This window comes from Lentzea sp. NBRC 105346 (assembly GCF_030269605.1).
Taxonomy (GTDB): Bacteria; Actinomycetota; Actinomycetes; order Mycobacteriales; family Pseudonocardiaceae; genus Lentzea.
On sequence record NZ_BSTQ01000016.1, the window covers coordinates 235,149 to 253,258 of the forward strand.

The 18,110-nt window shown below is 71.6% G+C and carries 12 protein-coding genes and 1 pseudogene; 2 read left to right on the top strand and 11 right to left on the bottom strand.

The annotated features are described in order from the left end of the window. Positions 1-13 precede the first annotated feature (13 nt). Positions 14-299: pseudogene (locus tag QSK35_RS31015) on the top strand (MFS transporter); the annotation flags it as partial. On the opposite strand, the gene proB reads toward QSK35_RS31015, so the two are convergent. From proB to QSK35_RS31065, 10 genes are all read right to left on the bottom strand, one after another. After that, positions 292-1,419, bottom strand: coding sequence for a glutamate 5-kinase (gene proB, locus QSK35_RS31020; protein WP_285751120.1), 1,128 nt, complete (start codon positions 1,417-1,419; stop codon positions 292-294). The pseudogene QSK35_RS31015 and the gene proB sit on opposite strands and share 8 nt — an antisense overlap. 3 nt (positions 1,420-1,422) lie before the next feature. Continuing rightward, positions 1,423-2,868, bottom strand: a complete 1,446-nt coding sequence (obgE, locus tag QSK35_RS31025; RefSeq protein ID WP_285751121.1) for a GTPase ObgE — start codon at positions 2,866-2,868, stop codon at positions 1,423-1,425. Between the two features lie 98 nt (positions 2,869-2,966). After that, positions 2,967-3,224, bottom strand: coding sequence for a 50S ribosomal protein L27 (gene rpmA / locus QSK35_RS31030; RefSeq protein WP_285751122.1), 258 nt, complete (start codon positions 3,222-3,224; stop codon positions 2,967-2,969). Positions 3,225-3,238: 14 nt separating this feature from the next. Then, positions 3,239-3,550, bottom strand: coding sequence for a 50S ribosomal protein L21 (gene rplU, locus QSK35_RS31035; RefSeq protein ID WP_109642823.1), 312 nt, complete (start codon positions 3,548-3,550; stop codon positions 3,239-3,241). 323 nt (positions 3,551-3,873) lie between these two features. Beyond that, on the bottom strand, positions 3,874-5,916 hold the full coding sequence (locus QSK35_RS31040) for a tetratricopeptide repeat protein (protein ID WP_285751123.1): 2,043 nt from the start codon (positions 5,914-5,916) through the stop codon (positions 3,874-3,876). After that, positions 5,913-8,012 carry an ABC transporter permease subunit gene (locus QSK35_RS31045; protein WP_285751124.1) on the bottom strand — a complete coding sequence of 700 codons (2,100 nt, stop codon included), beginning with the start codon at positions 8,010-8,012 and terminating at the stop codon, positions 5,913-5,915. The genes QSK35_RS31040 and QSK35_RS31045 overlap by 4 nt, the downstream gene beginning before the upstream one ends. Further along, positions 8,002-9,255: an ABC transporter substrate-binding protein gene (locus tag QSK35_RS31050; RefSeq protein WP_285751126.1), complete on the bottom strand. Its 1,254-nt coding sequence runs from the start codon at positions 9,253-9,255 to the stop codon at positions 8,002-8,004. Before QSK35_RS31050 ends, QSK35_RS31045 begins: the two co-directional genes overlap by 11 nt. Next, complete coding sequence (locus tag QSK35_RS31055; RefSeq protein ID WP_285751127.1) at positions 9,252-9,875, bottom strand: ATP-binding cassette domain-containing protein; 624 nt, start codon at positions 9,873-9,875, stop codon at positions 9,252-9,254. The genes QSK35_RS31050 and QSK35_RS31055 overlap by 4 nt, the downstream gene beginning before the upstream one ends. Before the next feature lie 150 nt (positions 9,876-10,025). Next, positions 10,026-13,055 (bottom strand): translation initiation factor IF-2 N-terminal domain-containing protein, encoded by a 3,030-nt coding sequence (locus tag QSK35_RS31060; protein WP_285751128.1) that lies wholly within the window; start codon positions 13,053-13,055, stop codon positions 10,026-10,028. Positions 13,056-13,229: 174 nt separating this feature from the next. After that, the gene (locus QSK35_RS31065; RefSeq protein WP_285751129.1) at positions 13,230-13,991 is read right to left on the bottom strand and encodes a TIGR03936 family radical SAM-associated protein; all 762 of its coding nucleotides are present in this window, start codon (positions 13,989-13,991) and stop codon (positions 13,230-13,232) included. Between the two features lie 202 nt (positions 13,992-14,193). Between QSK35_RS31065 and QSK35_RS31070 the strand changes: the two genes are divergently transcribed. Continuing rightward, positions 14,194-15,636: a S8 family peptidase gene (locus QSK35_RS31070; RefSeq protein WP_285751130.1), complete on the top strand. Its 1,443-nt coding sequence runs from the start codon at positions 14,194-14,196 to the stop codon at positions 15,634-15,636. On the opposite strand, the gene QSK35_RS31075 is transcribed toward QSK35_RS31070, so the two are convergent. Beyond that, complete coding sequence (locus QSK35_RS31075) at positions 15,633-17,597, bottom strand: TIGR03960 family B12-binding radical SAM protein (RefSeq protein ID WP_285751131.1); 1,965 nt, start codon at positions 17,595-17,597, stop codon at positions 15,633-15,635. The genes QSK35_RS31070 and QSK35_RS31075 overlap by 4 nt on opposite strands. Between the last annotated feature and the right edge of the window lie 513 nt (positions 17,598-18,110).

Sequence of the window (18,110 nt, forward strand, 5' to 3'; positions counted from 1 at the left end):
AGACTGAAGCCACCCCGGTCTGACCAAGCTGCTGATCGTGTTCTGCGTCGGGCTCGCGCTCTGCCCGGGCGATGACGTCGATCGCGCCCGCGTTGATGAGCGAGCTGTTCCCGACCGAGCTGCGTGGCCTGGGCATCGGCGCCTGGTACAACCTGACGGTCGCGCTCTTCGGCGGCACCGCGCCGCTGGTCATCCAATGGCTCAGCGACGCGTTCTTCTGGTACGTCGCGGGCGGCGCGGTGATCGCGTTCCTGGTGATCCTCACGTTGCCGGAGACCAGGAACGCCGAGCTCACCTAGCGAGCGGCACCAGGTCGTCGGCGTGCACGACCTCGCGGCGCTGCTCCTCCGGCAGGTGGTGGCTGGAGCGGCCGATCAACGACGGCAGCTCGGCGGCGTCGAACCCCGCCACCCCGCGGGCGACGACAGCACCCGTGGTGTCCACCAGTTCGACCACGTCACCGGCCTCGAAGTCTCCGTCGACACCGGTGATGCCGGCTGCGAGCAGGGAACGGCGACGGCCCACGACCGCGGCGACGGCACCGTCGTCGAGGTGCAGCCGGCCGACCGCGTCGGCGGCGTAGCCGAGCCAGAACCGGCGCGCAGACAACCGCGAGCCGCCGGCGGCGAAGGCCGTGCCGACGGAAGCGGACGACAACGCCGCAAGAGCGTCCGAAGCGCCCGCCAACAGCACGGGAATGCCCGCCGCGGAGGCCAGCCGCGCGGCGGCAAGCTTGGACGCCATGCCACCGGTTCCCAGGCCCGAAGCGCCGGACGTACCCGCCGACACACCGTCCACATCGGACGCCGACTGGACCTCGGTGATCCGCGAGGCACCGGGCTTGCGCGGGTCACCGGAGTAGAGAGCGTCCACATCGGACAGCAGGAACAACGCATCGGCGCCGACCAGATGCGCCACGAGGGCGGCGAGCCGGTCGTTGTCACCGAAGCGGATTTCCTCGGTGGCCACGGTGTCGTTCTCGTTCACCACCGGCACGGCGCCCAGCGCCAGCAGCCGCGAGAACGTGCGCTGCGCGTTGCGGTAGTGCGAGCGGCGCACGACGTCGTCCGCGGTCAGCAGCACCTGGCCGACGGTCAGCGAGTAGCGGCCGAACGAGTTGGCGTACGCGTGCGCGAGGGTCAGCTGCCCGACCGACGCGGCGGCCTGCTGCGTGGCCAGGTCACGCGGGCGGCGGGCGATGCCCAGCGGCGCGAGGCCCGCGGCGATCGCGCCCGACGACACGAGCACCACCTGCGAACCCGCGGCCACCCGCGCCGACAGCGCGTCGACCAGGGCGTCGAGCCGGGAGACGTCCAGGCCGCCCGCCGCCGTCGTCAACGACGACGAGCCGACCTTCACCACGATGCGGTTCGCCGAAGCGACCGCCTGCCGAGCCTGTGAGACCACGGGGGCCGTCACTGGTTACTCCTCGTCGAACTCGTAGTCTCCGGGCAGGCGCCGAGCCTTCTTGGCGGCCTTGCGGTCCGCGGCGCCGACGCGCTCGTTGCGCTCCAGCCGGGCGTCCGTGCCACGGCCGGTCATCGTCATCGCGATGCCGGCGGGCGTGGTCGGCTCCCAGTCGAACACCAGGTCGCCGATGGTGACCTGGCAACCGGGCACGGCGCCCAGCTTGACCAGTTCCTCCTCGACGCCCAGGCGGTTGAGCCGGTCCGCGAGGTAGCCGACGGCCTCGTCGTTGGAGAAGTCGGTCTGCTTGATCCACCGCTCGGGCCGGTCGCCCCGCACGATGAAGCCGCCTTCGGTCTCCGGGTCCTCGACCACGGTGAACCCCGCGTCGTCCACGGCGGTCGGCCGCAGCACGATGCGCGTCGCTTCCTTCTCCGGCTGCGCGGCGCGGTACTCGCGCACCACCTCGGCCAGCGCGAACGTCAGCTCGCGCAGACCCTCGCGCGAGGCCGTCGAGATCTCGAACGCGCGCAGGCCGCGCGCCTCGATCTCCGGCTTGACGATGTCCGCGAGGTCGCGAGCGTCCGGAATGTCGATCTTGTTGAGGATCACCACGCGCGGCCGGTCGGCGAGATCGCCGCCGAGCGACGGCGTGTACTGCGCCAGCTCGGCCTCCAGCGCGTCGATGTCCGACAGCGGGTCGCGGCCCTCTTCGAACGTCGCGCAGTCCACGACGTGCGCCAGCACCGCGCAGCGCTCGATGTGCCGCAGGAAGTCGAGGCCGAGGCCCTTGCCGTCCGACGCGCCCGGAATGAGGCCCGGCACGTCGGCCATGGTGAACACGGTCTCGCCCGCGGTGATCACGCCCAGGTTCGGGACGAGCGTGGTGAACGGGTAGTCGGCGATCTTCGGCTTCGCCGCGGAGAGCACGGAGATCAGCGACGACTTGCCCGCCGACGGGAAGCCCAGCAGGCCGACGTCCGCGACGGACTTCAGCTCCAGCACCAGATCGCGGGTCTCGCCGGGCTCGCCGAGCAACGCGAAACCGGGGGCCTTGCGCGCCTTGGACGCCAGCGAGGCGTTGCCCAGACCACCACGGCCACCGGCGGCGGCGATCAGCCGGGTGCCCTCGCCGACCAGGTCGGCCACGACCTCGCCGTCCTCGGTGAGCACCACGGTGCCGTCCGGCACGCGCAGCTCCAGGTCTTCACCGTTCGCGCCATCCCGGTTCGCGCCCGCGCCGGCCTTGCCGTTCGTGGCGGCGGCATGCGGGCGGAAGTGGAAGTCGAGCAGGGTGTGCACCTGCGAGTCGACGACGAGGATCACGTCGCCGCCCTTGCCGCCGTTGCCCCCGTCGGGGCCGCCGAGCGGCTTGAACTTCTCGCGGTGCACCGAAGCACAACCGTTGCCCCCGTTGCCGGCGGCAGCGTGGATCACCACCCGGTCTACGAAGCGGGCCACGGAACTACTTCCTTTCCAACGACACGCAACGAGGGGCGGAGCCGGATGACCGGTCCCGCCCCTCGCTGGGGTGTCTAACTAACGCGCGGAACAGGCCTTCAGACCTGGGCCGGCACGATGTTGACGGTCTTGCGACCACGCTTGGTGCCGAACTCGACCGCACCGGCGGCGAGCGCGAACAGCGTGTCGTCCTTGCCACGGCCGACGTTGACGCCGGGGTGGAACTTGGTGCCGCGCTGGCGGATCAGGATCTCGCCGGCCTTGACGACCTGACCACCGAACCGCTTGACCCCGAGGTACTGCGGGTTGGAGTCACGGCCGTTGCGGGAGCTGGATGCACCCTTTTTGTGTGCCATGAGAAGTCAGGTCCTCACTTACCGGTGATGCCGGTGACCTCGACGCGGGTCAGCTTCTGACGGTGACCCTGGCGCTTGTGGTATCCGGTCTTGTTCTTGAACTTGTGGATGCGGATCTTGGGACCCTTGGTGTGCTCGACGACCTTGCCGGTCACCGAGAACTTCTCCAGGGCCGCCGCGTCAGCGGTCACGTCGGTGCCGTCGACCACGAGCAGTGCCTGGAGGGAGATTTCGGTGCCCGGCTCGCCCTCGAGCTTCTCGACCTCGACGATGTCGCCGACAGCGACCTTGTACTGCTTGCCGCCGGTCTTGACGATCGCGTACATCAGGACGGAAGTCTCCTGCTACTCGATGGTGACGGGCCATGCGCCTCCCCATCAGCAACCGTGTTGATTCCTACTGGCAGCTGAGGGGGCACACGACGGGACCCGCCGGATGACGGGCCACGCAATAGGTTACGGGAGCCGTGCGCCGCCGGGCAAACCGGGGTGCCCGAGGCGACGCTCCGCCTCGGCGAGATGGGACCGCACCAAGCGCGTACCGGCCGCGTCGGCGGGTTGACCTGCCCGCAGTCGCAAGCTTTCCAGCAGCAGACGGCGGGCGACAGTGGCGGCCTCGGCCGAATCGAGCGCCCTCGGTGTGTCTTCTCTCACAAGCCCTCCCCTCGCACCAATGCTGCCACCGAACCGTCCGTCAGCGCAGCCCCGCCGAGGTGCGCGAGGCACCGCGCGGTGCCGATCTCCTCGTCGAGTTCGCGGTACATCCCGAGTGCGCGCGTCCACCGCTTCACGGCCTCCGGGTGCCGGCCACGCCGCCAGCTCGCCACCCCGAGCAGCTCGATCGCGTGCGCCCGCGTGGACCAGTCACCGGCGTCGCTCGCCAGCTCGGCGGCACGCGCCAGGTGTTCGTCGGCCTTGACCGGCTGTGCCTGCCGCAGCCGCAGCACGCCGAGGTTGATCCGCACACACGCCTGTCCGGCCAGGTCGTCGTGCGGCAGCAGGTCGAGCGAGCGGCGCAGCGACCGTTCCGCGGTCTGCAATGAGTCCGCATCGGACCGTTCCAGGTGCAGCAACGCCCACGCGAGCTGCTCGCGTGCCGCGAACGCCGGTACCCGCCGGTCCTCGGCCTCGGCCAGCGCCGACGCGGCCTCGTCGATCCGTCCGGCCATCCGCAGCGCGGTCGACCGGCGCACGGCCGCGAGCGCGCCGACACCGAGGTCGTGCTCACGGTCGGCCGCCGCGGCGAGCGCGTTCGCGACGGCCAGCAGTTCGGCCGCGCGCTGCTCCCGGCTGTGCCAGCCGTCCAACGCGTCCGCGATGCGGCAGACGTCCGCGAACGGCCCCGGCTGCCGCACCAGCTCCAGCAGCAACGCCTCCTCGGCGAGGAACCACTCGCTGGCACGTTCACTGGTCTCCGGCGCCACCAGTTCCAACGCGCGCGCTTCGGCCAGGTCCGCGTAGTACCGCACGAGCCGCGCCAACGGCCGTTGCGCACCACGCTTCTTGCCCTCGGTGCTGTGCTGCACCGCCCGCCGCACCTCCAACGGCATCCGGTACCGCCCCGGCGGCACGTACCGCACGAGGTCGCGGTCGGTCAGCTCGCGCACCGCGTCGTCACCGGACGGCACCAGCGCGGCCACGGCGGCGGGCGGCAACGCGGTCACCGGTAGCCGGGCCAGCGCCTCCATCAGCCGGATCGCGTTGGGCGACAACGATTCCCGGATCCGGCCCAGCACGGCGACGCGCACGCGGAACACGTGCCCCGGAGTGTCCTCAGTGGACTCGACTGCGGCGACGAGCGATGCGAGCGTCCAGTCGCCCTTGAGCTGCAGGGCCACGTCGCGGATCGCCCTGGGCCGGCCGAGACACGCCGCGACCAGCCGGTGCACTAGATGCTCATCGGACCGGTCGACCTTCGCCCAGCCCAGCTCCGCCAGCAGCATCCGCGTGCCGTCCTCCGGGGACAACGGTCCGACCTGCACGGCCTCGTCCGGCCGCACGGCGTCCGCGACCCGTTGCTCACCGGCGATCACGACGGTCGTGTCGCGGCTGCCGACCAGCAGCCAGCGCACCTGGTCCGGTTCGGACACCTCGTCCAGGAACAGCACCGCGGACCGGCCGGCGAGCTCCTCGAACAGCCGGTGCGCGGCGTCGGTCAGCGAGGCGTCGTCGTCGCGGGCGGGCACGTCGAGCTTGAACGCCGACAGCAACCGGCTCACCACGACGCGGACTTCCTCGGGCTCCTCGGACGACCGGCTGCGCATGTCCAGCCGGTACTTCGGGCCGGGCAGCTTGCCGACGACCTCGGCGGCCAGCGCGGACGTGCCGATGTCGCGTGGACCGACGATGGCCACGACGTGGTGCTCGGACGCGCGCCGCACGGCGTCCAGGACCTCGTCGTCGCGGCCGAACAGGCCCGTCGCGGGCGGCTCCCAGTCCAGCGGCGGCGCCGGGGCCGTCGGCTCGATCGACGCACCCGGCGGCCGGTCGCCCTTGCCCCGCCGGACCGCGAGCACCAGCCACACGACCACGCATGCGGCGATCACGACCAGCGTCGGGATCGCGATCGCCTTGCGCACCGCGGGGCTGAGGACCTTGTCCGACACCACGTCGCTGAGCAGCTGCACGGCGATCGCGAACACCAGCGCGGCGAGCACCTTGTACAGGTCGATGCGGGTGAACCGCCGCTTCATCGCGCGCCTCCCGTCAGCCCGCGCACCACGTACCGCCACGTGCAGAGCAGCAGCACGACGGGCACGACGGCGGACAGCACGGCACCGGCGGCAACCGGGCCGATCGACGTCACGAAGTGCCGCGACTGGCCCCACAGCACGACCGACAGCGGCGTCGCGCCGTTGACCAGCAGCCCCACCACGAAGTCGTTCCACACCTGGACGAACTCGAGCACGGCCACCGCGATCGTCGCCGGCGCGGCGTAGCGGATCACGTGCTCGTACGCCGCGCGCCGCCCGACCTCACCCGGCCGCGCGCTCGCCACGAGGTGCGGCGGCGCGGCGACGAGAGCGGCCCGCAGCAGCAACACCGCGAACGGCACGCCCGCGGCGGCGTGCACCAGGATCAACGGCGCCCGCGAGTTCGCCAGCCCGAACTGGCCGAACACCGCGTTCAACGGGTCCGCGTACATCTGCACCGGCACGACGGCGAGCAGGGTCAGCAGCACGACCAGCACCCGCACAACGCGTTGCGGCACATCACCCCAGGCGAGCTGGTGCGCCGCGGGCACGGCCACGAGCAGCACCAGCGCGGTCGCGGTGACCGCGATCAACGCGGTCGACCCCATCGCGTCCGCCAGCCCGTTGCCGAGCACCTCCGTGTAGGAGTCCACGCTCGGCGCGGACCACTTGCCGACGGCGGCGTCCAACGGCGCGCGCAGCGACGTGACCAGCAACGACAGCAGCGGATACGCCCACAGCAGCGCGACCACCACCGCGATCGCGGTGCCCCACCGGCGCCGCGGCCGCGGGTTCTCCACCCGCTCGTCGCGGCGCGGCCACGGGTTGTGCCGCAGTCCCCGCACGCCGACCAGCGCGACCACGGCCACCACTGCGAACAGCACGACCGACAGCGCGGCCGACTCGCCCTCCGTCCGGCCTCCTCGTTCGCGCCACCAGTTGACCGCGACGACGTCGACGTCCGGCTGGATGGAGCCGGGCACCATGACCAGCACCAGGTCGAACAGCCGCACGGCCGCCACCACGACGGTCAGCAGCACGACCGCGGTGACCGGGCGCAGCAGCGGCAGGATCACGGTGCGCAGCTGCCGCCACCGTCCGACGCCCTCGACCTGCGCCACGCGCCGGAGGTCCGGCGGCACGGCGTCGAGTCCGGCGCGGAACAACGCGGCGGCGAAGCCCACCCACGCCCAGACGAACGCCGACGCCAGGACGAGTCCGATCCAGTTCGGTCCGAGCCAGTCCGGCGGGGTGAAGCGCGGCGCGATCGCGTCCTCGGGGATGACCAAGTAGTACCCGGCGTCCGACGTGCCGACGTCCAGCTGGAACACGCCGCCGGGCCCGGTGACGGTCTCCCCCTTGAGCTCGCCGAAGCTCCACGCCGACACGGGAACGCCCGCGAGCGCCCCGGTCGTCGCACGCACGCGTCCGCTGATCCGGCCGCGCTCGGCGGCGGGCGGCGACGTCGGCTCGGTGCCGGTCACCGTGACCCCGACGACCCGCAGATCGGCCACCCCGCCCTGCTGGAACGTGCCCGCCGTGCGCAGGCCGCCGGCGGCGGGCTGCCAGTCGAGCCGGTCCGGCCCGTTCACCGAACTGTCCGGTCGCGCACCGGCCGCGGGAGCCGTGCCTTTCAGCGCGTCGTGCGCCGCGGTCACCAGAGCCGAGACGACGCCGCGGTGTTCGGACGGGTCGTACATCTGCCGGAACGCGATGCCCGCGACGAGCGCCGACACGGCCATCGGCGCGACTAGCACCAGGAGCAGAACCGTTGCGCCCCAACGAACCCGGCGCGTGAGCACGGCGAGTGCGAACCCGCCCGCGGTCACGCCGACCGCGACGAGCACCCACAGCAGGCTGTTGCGCAGCGCCACCCAGGTGTCCGAATCGGACAGTACGTGTCCGTAGCTGCCGAAGCTGATCCACACCGTGTACGCGACGGGCGCGGCCAGCACACCGCCGACGAGCAGCAACGCGGGCAGCCCGAGCAGCCAGCCGAGCGTCGCCCGGCGCGGGTTGCCCGTGACGACCGGCCCGGAGAGCTCGCGGACCGCGAGCTCCAGCTCGAGCGCCGGACCACTTGTTTCAGTGCTCACGCCGCACCCCCGCCGCGATCCGTTCCATCCGCGCCGCGGCGTCCTCGGCAGCAGTGTCCACACCGGACGGATTGCCGCCGACGACGCGCAGGAAGTCCTGCAGCACGCGCCTAAGCCCGTCGCCGATCGCGCCGAGCTGGTCGGCCAGGTCGTACACCAGCGCGCCCTCGGCGTGCCGGACTTCCGCCGCCAGGTCCGCGACTCGGGCGTTCGGGTACGCGGACTGGTCGACGCCGACGTGAACCGACAACATGCCGCCCTCACCGGCCCAGATCCGTTGTGCCTTCGCCTGCGCCAGCCATCGTGCGAGCGCCAGCGCACCCTCGGTCGCGGGCGCGGGCACCACGACGATGTCCGCACCGACCTTCGGCGCGCGGTGGTGGTTGTCGTCGCGCGAGGGGAAGTGGAACCAGTCGAGCCAGCCCGCGGGCAGTCCGGGTTCGGCGTGCCGCGCGATCACCGGGTAGGTGAAGTCGGCGCCCGCGACCATCGCGGCCCGGCCGGGCAGGAAGTGGTCGACGACGGCCCCGTCGCCCTGCGTCAGCAACGCGCCGTCCGCGCCGCCGGAGAGCGTGCCCGGCGGCGCCCACATGCGTCCGACCTCCTGGAACGCCCGGACCACCTCACGCCGCGTCCACCCGGTCGGGTTCTCGACGAGCGCCCGGTACGCCTGGTCGTCCCCGGCGTGCAGCACGTTCTCGAAGAAGTCGCTGAGAATCCACCCGTCCGCCCCGCCGAGCGCGAGCGGCGCCACGCCGCGGTCCGCGAGCCGGGCGTTCAGGGCGAGCCAGTCCGTCCAGCGCTCGGGCGGTTTCTCACCGAACCGGTCGAAGACGTCCTTGCGGTACCAGACGACGGACTTGTTCGCGATCTTGAACGGGATGCCGCGCACGGCGCCGTCGAGCGTCACGATGTCGCGCCACGCCACGGGAAACCGGCCGATCGGGACGAAGGCGTCCAGTGGCGCCAGCTGGGCGCCGTTCTGTCGTACAGCGCCGATCTGGGGCAGCATCACGACGTCCACCGCGCCGCCGCGCCGGGAACCGAGCACCGCGGAGATGTCGTCGCCCAGCGGCACGACTTCGGTGGACAGTCCGCTCTCGGTCTCGAAGACGTCGAGGACCGCGCGGAAGCGGGCGAGTTCCCAGCCGCTCCACGTGACAGCCACGCGCACCGGACCCGTCACCCCGCACCCGACGGCGAGCGCGAGAGGTGCGGCGAGGACCGTTCGACGACGGATCACGCGACCTCCAGCACGGTGTCCGCGAAGCCGATCACCCTGGTTCGGTCGTCGGTGATCACCAGAACAGCCGTGCCGTCGAGCGCGTCGCGCGGGGTCAGCTGCGCCGCCCACGACGGGCGGTCCGCCCGGTCCTCCAGCACCAGCGCGAGCGGTGAACGCAGCAGGGCGCGCGCCAGCCCGACGCGCAGCCGCCGGCCCGCGGTCAGCTCGTGCGGACGCGAGTCCAGCACGTCGAGCAGGCTCAGCTGGGTCGCCGCGGTGCGCAGCTGGCCCCGCAGCTGGTCTTCCCTCATGCCCTCGGCAACGCACCGGCCGTAGAGGATGTTGGCTTTCACGGTGAGATGCGGGAGAAGTCCCCCGTCCGGCGGAACGAGCGCCACCGGTGACGGCACACCTGGCCTGGGCGCGGCGAGCGGGCTCCCGTCGACCAGGACGTCGCCGCCGGCGGGTTCCGCGATGCCCGTGACGACGTCGGCGAGCGCGGTCGCCACAGGATGGGGCAGCACGAGGGCCACCACCTCGTCGAGCTCCACGGTCACGGTCAGCGGCTCGGTCAGGCCGGGCACCCTCAGCGCGCGCAGCTCCAGACCGATCACGCCCTGCACCGTAGCGATGGACATCGGAGGACCTGTGCCGAACGGGCCCGCGCCGCCCGATCGGCCCAAAGCCAGGAGTTGCTATGAGGGGAGCTTTGCCAGCGCTGACCGCTGGCAAAGCTCCCCTCATGGCAATCGAGCCGGGGCGGTGTGCCCCGGCTCGTTCGCTTCTGGTCAGCCCTCCTGGACCGGCGGTCCCGCGGGCCGCGACACGCCGCGGCTCCTGCGGGTGGTGGTGACCACCGGTGCGGGCATTTGGGGTTCGGGCTGCTTCGGCGGCTCGACCAGGGCCACCGGCGCGGGCGCCTCGTGCTTCACGGGCGCACCGGCCGAACGTCGCGCCGCGCGGCGACGGGTGTTCGCCTTCGGCGCGGGCTGCTCGGCAACGACGGGCTCGGTGACGACCGGCTCAGCAGCAACCGGCTCGGCGACGACCGGCTCGGCGACGATGGGCTCCGGCTCGACCTCGGCGGGCGCGGTGTCCGCGACCGGCTCGACGGCGGTGGGTTCGGGCTCGGCCCGCACCTCGGGCTCCGCTACGAGCTGCGGCTCCTCGGCGACCGGCTCGGCGACTGCAGGCGCGACCTCGGCCGCAGCAGCCCCGGCATCTACAGCCCCGGCTTCAGCAGCCTCAGCCACATCAGCCTCGGCCACCTCGGCGTCAGCGACGTCAGCCTCAGCCACCTCGGCTCCGGCGACCTCCGCCTCGGCCTCCTCAGCCTCGTCGTGCGGCACGTGGCCGTTGAGCGGCTGGTCCTCACTCACCACGAGGTCGACCTGCGCACCCGAGTCCCGGCGACGACGGCGACGGCGCTCACGGCGCGTGCCCGTCGGCTCCTGGTCGGCGATCAGCGCGGGCTCGGCGTCCTCGGGCAACGGCTCGACGACGGGCTCGTCGACGACCGTCTCGGTGGCCGCCTCGACCACGGCAGGTGCCTCGGCGGGAGCCTCGCCACCCTTGTTGCGGCGCGACTTGCGGCCGCCCTGCTGCTGTTGCTGCTGCTGGGGCTGGCCGCCACCGCCGCCGTGCGTGTGCACGGGCTCGGTGGACACCAGCACACCGCGGCCACGGCAGTGCTCACACGTGGTGCTGAACGCCTCCAGCAGGCCGGTGCCGACCCGCTTGCGCGTCATCTGCACCAGGCCCAGCGAGGTCACCTCGGCGACCTGGTGACGCGTGCGGTCGCGGCCGAGGCACTCGGTCAGGCGGCGCAGCACCAGGTCGCGGTTCGACTCCAGGACCATGTCGATGAAGTCGATGACGATGATGCCGCCGATGTCGCGCAGCCGGAGCTGGCGGACGATCTCCTCGGCCGACTCCAGGTTGTTCCTGGTGACGGTCTCCTCGAGGTTTCCGCCCGATCCGGTGAACTTGCCGGTGTTGACGTCGATGACCGTCATCGCCTCGGTGCGGTCGATGATCAGGTAGCCACCGGACGGCAGCCAGACCTTGCGGTCCAGCGCCTTCATCAGCTGCTCGTCGATGCGGTACTCGACGAAGGCGTCGTTGTTGCCGACGTGCTTCTTCAGGCGGTCCTGCAGGTCCGGCGCCACGTGGCGGACGTAGCCGTCGATCACGTCCCACGCCTCGTCGCCCTGGACGACGAGCTGCGCGAAGTCCTCGGTGAACAGGTCGCGGACGACCTTCACCAGCAGGTCCGGCTCCTCGTAGAGCAGCGTCGGCGCCTTGGTGGAGGTGCTCTCGGACTTCTCCTTGATGACCTTCCACTGCGCCTGCAGACGCGTGACGTCGCGGCCCAGCTCCTCCTCGGAGATGCCCTCCGAGGCAGTGCGGATGATCACGCCCGCGTCCTCGGGGACGACCCGCTTGAGGATGTCCTTCAGGCGCTTGCGCTCGATGTCCGGCAGCTTGCGGCTGATGCCGGTCGCGCCGCCGCCGGGCACGTACACGAGGAACCGGCCGGGCAGGCTGATCTGCGTGGTCAGGCGGGCGCCCTTGTGGCCGACCGGGTCCTTGGTGACCTGGACGAGCACGCTGTCGCCGCTGGAGAGCGCCTGCTCGATCTTGCGGGACTTGCCCTCGAGACCGGCGGCGTCCCAGTCCACCTCACCGGCGTACAGCACGGCGTTGCGGCCGCGGCCGATGTCGATGAACGCGGCCTCCATGCTCGGCAGCACGTTCTGCACGCGGCCGAGGTAGACGTTGCCCACGATCGAACCGCTGCCCGACGACGTGACGAAGTGCTCGACGAGCACGCCGTCCTCGAGCACGCCGATCTGCGTGCGGTCACCGCGCTGGCGCACGACCATCGTCCGGGCCACGGCCTCGCGGCGGGCCAGGAACTCGGCCTCGGTGAGCACCGGGGCACGGCGGCGGCCGGCCTCGCGGCCGTCGCGGCGGCGCTGGCGCTTGGCCTCCAGGCGCGTCGAGCCGCGGATGCTGCGGACCTCGCTGCGGGCCGCCTCGCTCTGGGCGGCCTCGGTGTCGGCCGCCTTGTCGTCGCGCGCCTCGCGGACGTGCACGACCGTGTTCGGCGGGTCGTCGTCCTGCGCGACGGTCTCGTCGTCGGCGCCCGTCTTGCGGCGGCGGCGACGGCGACGGCGACGGCTCGAGCTGTCCGCGTCGTCCTCGTCGGCCTGCTCCTCGGCCTCGCCGGCCTCCGGCTCGTCCGCGGACTCCTCGGCCTGGTCCTCGGCGCCGCTGTCCTCACCGACGCCCTTGCCCCGGCCACGACCGCGGCGGCCCCGGCGGCGACGGCGACGGCCCTCGCCCTCGTCGTCACCGGCGTCGTCGGCCTGATCGGGCTCTTCGGCGGCGGGCTGGGCCGCGGGCTCCTCCTCCGCCGGCTCCGCGAAGACCGGCTGCGGCTTGGGCCGCTCGACCGGCTGCGGCGGCAGGAACACCGCCGACGGCGCCGCGAAGACGGGGGTGAGCGCGGAGACGTCCCTGGCCGGGACGGCGGGCTCCTCGTAGTCCTCGGTGATCTCGCCGGACTCGATGTCCTCCCAGTTCAGGAGGGTTTCGGCGACCTTCAGCGCGACGTCGCGCGACACGCTGGACTGCGCGCTGCGGACGCTCTCACCGAGGTCCGCGAGCGCGGCGACGATCTCCTTGCTGCTGACGTCCAGCAGCTTCGCCAGCGCGTGCACCCGCAGCTTCGAGGGCAGATCTGCCAGCTCGGGCCGTGCGGATACCACGCTGTTCCCGCCGGCACCGCCGGCGGGCTTGTCAGTGTTCGACATGCAGCTCCTCCACCCCCGGGCGCGTCCTGGTGAGGACGCGGCCGCGCAGGGGCCTCTTTTGTCTCTCTCCGCGCCGCTGCTCGCGGCGGGAATCCTTGCCTCGCGCCGGGTGTGGCCGGGCTCGGCTCACATCTCGGCAGGTCCCGCGACGACGCCGTCAGCGTCGCTCCTGCTCTACTCCTCGTCGGCCGCCGGGGCGCCCTGCGTCGCCGAGGACCCTCTGTCCTGGGCAAACGGGTCGACCAGCCGGCCTTCGTCGTCGAGCCGTCCCTGCGCCATCCGGGTCGCCTTGGCGGGAACCGGTGGCACGAGGTCGGCGACGACATGAAGCGCGTTCAGTACGTCGTCGGGTCGGACGGTAGGCGTTACCTGCCGGACGACCGTCATGAGTATCCCATACGGCTGTGACAATCCGGCCTCATCGTGTCCGGCGTCGCTCGAATGGGCCTCGACGTGCGCCGATATCACGGCCGGTCGCACGTCGATGGTGCGCTTCCCGTCCTTCGTCAGCCGCTCGACCAGCACTTCCTCGCACGCGAGGAACCGGTCGACCGCCGCGCTCAGCTCCTCCGGCGACACGCCGTCGAGCTCGACGCGCCACTCGCTCGCGTCGATGCGCTCCGTGAGGTTGCCGCCCTCGGCCTGCACGACCTCGACCACGTCGATACCGGGCGGCAGGGCCGCGTCCAGCGCCGTGCGCAGCGCCTCCGGGTCGACCCGCTCGACGACCGACACCTCGACGTACTCGGCCTCACTGGCGACGCCGGTCGGCGCGGCACCGACCCACGACACCTTCGGGTGAGGACTGAACCCCTGTGAATAGGCCATCGGCACACCGGCGCGCCGCAGGGCCCGTTCGAAGGTCCGTGCGATGTCGCGGTGCGACGTGAACCGCAGCCTCCCCCGCTTGGTATAGCGAAGGCGCAGCTTCTGCACGGCTGCGGCAGACGGGTTGTTGGGCTGCTGGCGACTCAGTGTTACTCCCTAGATCACCCGATGGGTGTGCAGTCCCATCGGCGCAGGCTGTTGCTCCGCAAGGACGGTACCGTGAACCCGATTCGAAGCGTTCGGCTTGTCTAGATCGTTGCACCTGGCTACCGTCCGGCTGACTGGACGCCTGGCCACCTGGAGGTCCCCCGTGCCTCTGCTCCGTCGCGCGCGGGCGGCAGCGGTAGTGACCGCGCTGCTCGCGGGCGGTTGCCTGGCAGCGTCACTGCCGGCAGGCGCAGAACCCGTCGTTGTCGTCGCCGAGCCCGGCTGCATCCAGCCAGGGCCGACTCTGCGCTACCTGGTGGTGTTCCCCAGGGGTACGACACCGGCGAGCGCCGAGGCGGAGATCGGCACGGCCTGCGGGTTCACGACGGTGTACTACCCGGAGATCGCGGTCGCGGTGGCGACGTCACCGGACCCGAGCTTCCTGAAGCTGATCGGCCCGGACCGCGCGTACAGCGCCCAGGCCGAGCGCACGGGCAAGCGGGCGGAGAAGCGCAAGAAGGACGAGACCGAGCTGCTGTCCGCGAGCGGGATCTCCAGCCGGGCCGCCGAGCAGTGGGACATGGACCTGATCCAGGCTCCCGAGGCGCACCTGGTGTCGACCGGCAGCAAGTCGGTCGTCGTCGGCGTGCTGGACTCCGGTGTCGACCCGAACCACCCCGAACTCGCCGATGCGTTGGCCCCCGAGCTCTCCGCCGGCTGCCTGACCGGCCAGCCGGACCAGGCGGCCGCCGCGTGGTCGCCGACCACCTCCGCGCACGGCACGCACGTCGCGGGCACCATCGCCGCCGCCAACGACGGGCGCGGCGTCACGGGCGTCGCGCCGGGTGTGCGCCTCGCGTCGGTGAAGGTCGTCGACGACGACGGCTACATCCTCCCCGAGTACGCGGTGTGCGGGTTCATGTGGGCCGCGGCCAAGAACATGACCATCACCAACAACAGCTACTTCGTCGACCCGTGGCTGTTCACGTGCCAGAACGAGCCGGGCCAGTCGGTCGTCTACGAGGCCGTGAAGCGCGCGGTCGACTACGCGTCCTCGCGCAACGTCCTCAACGTCGCCGCGGCCGGCAACAACGGCGTCGACCTCACCCGCCCCGGTCACGACACGGCGAGCCCCACGAACGCGGCGGAACCGCGCTCGCGTGGCGTCGACGCCTCGTGCGTCATGCTGCCCGCCCAGCTGCCCAAGGTCGTCGGCGTGTCGTCGGTCTCGTCGACGTCGACGAAGGCCGGCTACAGCTCCTACGGCCTGGGCGCCATCGACGTGACCGCCCCCGGCGGAGACCAGCGCGACAAGCCGGGCTGCGTGCTGTCCACCGTGCCGTCCGGCTACGACTACTCGTGCGGCACGTCGATGGCCACGCCGCACGCCTCCGGCGTGGCGGCGTTGATCGCCTCGACGCACCCCGAGGCGGACGCCGCGTCCGTCGGCAAGATGCTCAACGCGCAGGCCAAGACGGTCGCGTGTCCCGCGGACTACGACCTGAACGGTACGGGCGTCCAGGACGCGTTCTGCACCGGGTACTCCGAGTACAACAGCTTCTACGGGCACGGCATGGTGGACGCGCTCGCGGCGGTCACCAACTAGCTTCGGGTCAGCGCCGGGTTGCGGACCGGCGAGCCCTTGCCGACCGGCGTGATCGGGATCAGGGTCCGGCCGGTCGGCCCGACCTCGATGTCCGTGCCCATTGCCGGGCACACACCGCAGTCGAAGCACGGGGTCCACCGGCAGTCGTCCTGCTCGCGCTCGTCGAGCGCGTCCTGCCAGTCGGCCCAGAGCCATTCCTTGTCCAGCCCCGAGTCCAGGTGGTCCCAGGGCAGCACCTCGAGCTCCTCGCGCTCCCGCGTGGTGAACCAGGCGAGGTCGACGCCGAGCGGTTCGAGGGCCTCGGCGGCCTTGGTCGTCCACCGCTCGTAGGAGAAGTGCTCGGACCAGCCGTCGAACCGTCCGCCGTCGCGCCACACGGCCTCGATGACGTGACCGATGCGCCGGTCACCCCGGCTGAGCAGGCCTTCGATGAGACTGGGCTTGCCGTCGTGGTAGCGCATGCCGATGTTGCGCCCGAGGCTGCGGTCGGTGTTGATCGCTTCCCGCAGCTTCCGGAGGCGGTCGTCCACGGTGTCCGGGTCGCACTGCGGTGCCCACTGGAACGGCGTGTGCGGCTTCGGCACGAATCCGCCGATCGAGATGGTGCAGCGAATGTCCTTGCGGCCACTGGCTTCCCGGCCCGCGCGGATGACGTTCTTGGCCATCTCCGCGATCTGCAGGACATCCTCGTCCTCCTCGGTGGGCAGGCCGCACATGAAGTACAGCTTCACCTGCCGCCACCCGTTGGCGAACGCGGCGGACACCGTCCGGATGAGGTCCTCTTCGGACACCATCTTGTTGATGACGCGGCGAATCCGCTCGCTGCCGCCCTCCGGCGCGAACGTCAGACCCGAGCGCCTTCCGTTGCGGGACAACTCGTTCGCGAGGTCGATGTTGAACGCGTCCACCCGAGTACTCGGCAGGCTGAGGCCCGTGTTCGTGCCCTCGTAGCGGTCCGCGAGGCCCTTGGTGATCTCCGCGATCTCGGAGTGGTCGGCACTGCTCAGGCTCAGCAGCCCGACCTCTTCGAACCCGGTCGCTTCCAGTCCTCTTTGGACCATCGCGCCGATGCCCTCGATGCTGCGTTCGCGGACCGGCCGCGTGATCATGCCCGCCTGGCAGAACCGGCAGCCGCGCGTGCAGCCGCGGAAGATCTCCACGCTCATCCGCTCGTGCACGCTCTCGGCGAGCGGCACCAGCGGCTGCTTCGGATAGGGCCACGCGTCGAGGTCCATCGTGGTCCGCTTGAACACCCGGTACGGCACGCGCTCCCGGTTCGGCACGACGCGCTGAATGCGCCCGTCCGGCAGGTACTCGACGTCGTAGAACCGCGGGATGTACACCCCACCGGTCTCGGCGAGCCGGGTCAGCACCTCGTCGCGCCCGCCGGGGCAGCCCTCGGCCTTCCACTGCTTCACGATCTCGGTGATCTCGAGGACGGCCTCCTCGCCGTCACCGAGGACCGCCGCGTCGATGAAGTCCGCGATCGGCTCGGGGTTGAACGCCGCGTGCCCGCCGGCCACCACGATGGGGTGGTCTTCGGTCCTTTGTTCGGCGTGGATCGGGATACCCGCGAGGTCCAGCGCCGTGAGCATGTTCGTGTATCCCAGCTCCGTGGCGAAGCTGATGCCGAACAGGTCGAACTCGCTCACGGGCCGATGCCCGTCCACGGTGAACTGCGGCACGTCGTGCTCGCGCATCAGCGCTTCCAGGTCCGGCCACACCGCGTAGGTGCGCTCGGCCAGCACGTCCGGCAGCTCGTTGAGGATTTCGTAGAGGATCATGACGCCCTGGTTGGGCAGGCCGACCTCGTACGCGTCCGGGTACATCAGCGCCCAGCGGACCGTGGTCTCGTCCCAGTCCTTGAGGGTCGCGTTGAGCTCCCCGCCGACGTACTGCACCGGCTTGGACACCCTCGGCAGCAGCGGCTCCAACCTGGGGAAAACAGACTCGACACTCACGCCGAACAGGGTAACGGCACGGCCACGGGACAACCGAATTGCGGTCCCGCTCACACCGCCTGCCGGGTGCGGGGTGGGTGAAGGGGCAATTCGCAGGGGTTGGGTGGGCGACACGCGGGGGCTGAACGGGCAACACGCGGGACGAAGTGCGGGAACGTACGGCTCGGGGGTCGGGAACGTACGACTCGCGCGCCAGCGCGAGCCCCGGTACGCACGAGGCGCGGAGCGCGAGCCGATTTGGGTATCGACGGATCAGCGACCGACGAGAGGGTGGGACCAGCGACCGAACCGAAGCGACCACGCACGGGACCGGCAGCCAAGCTGGCGACCACGCACGGGACCGGCAGCCAACGAAGCGACCACGCACGGGACCGGCAGCCAAGCTGGCGACCACGCACGGGACCGGCAGCCAAGCTGGCGACCACGCACGGGACCGGCAGCCAAGCTGGCGACCACGCACGGGACCGGCAGCCAAGCTGGCGACCACGCACGGGACCGGCAGCCAAGCTGGCG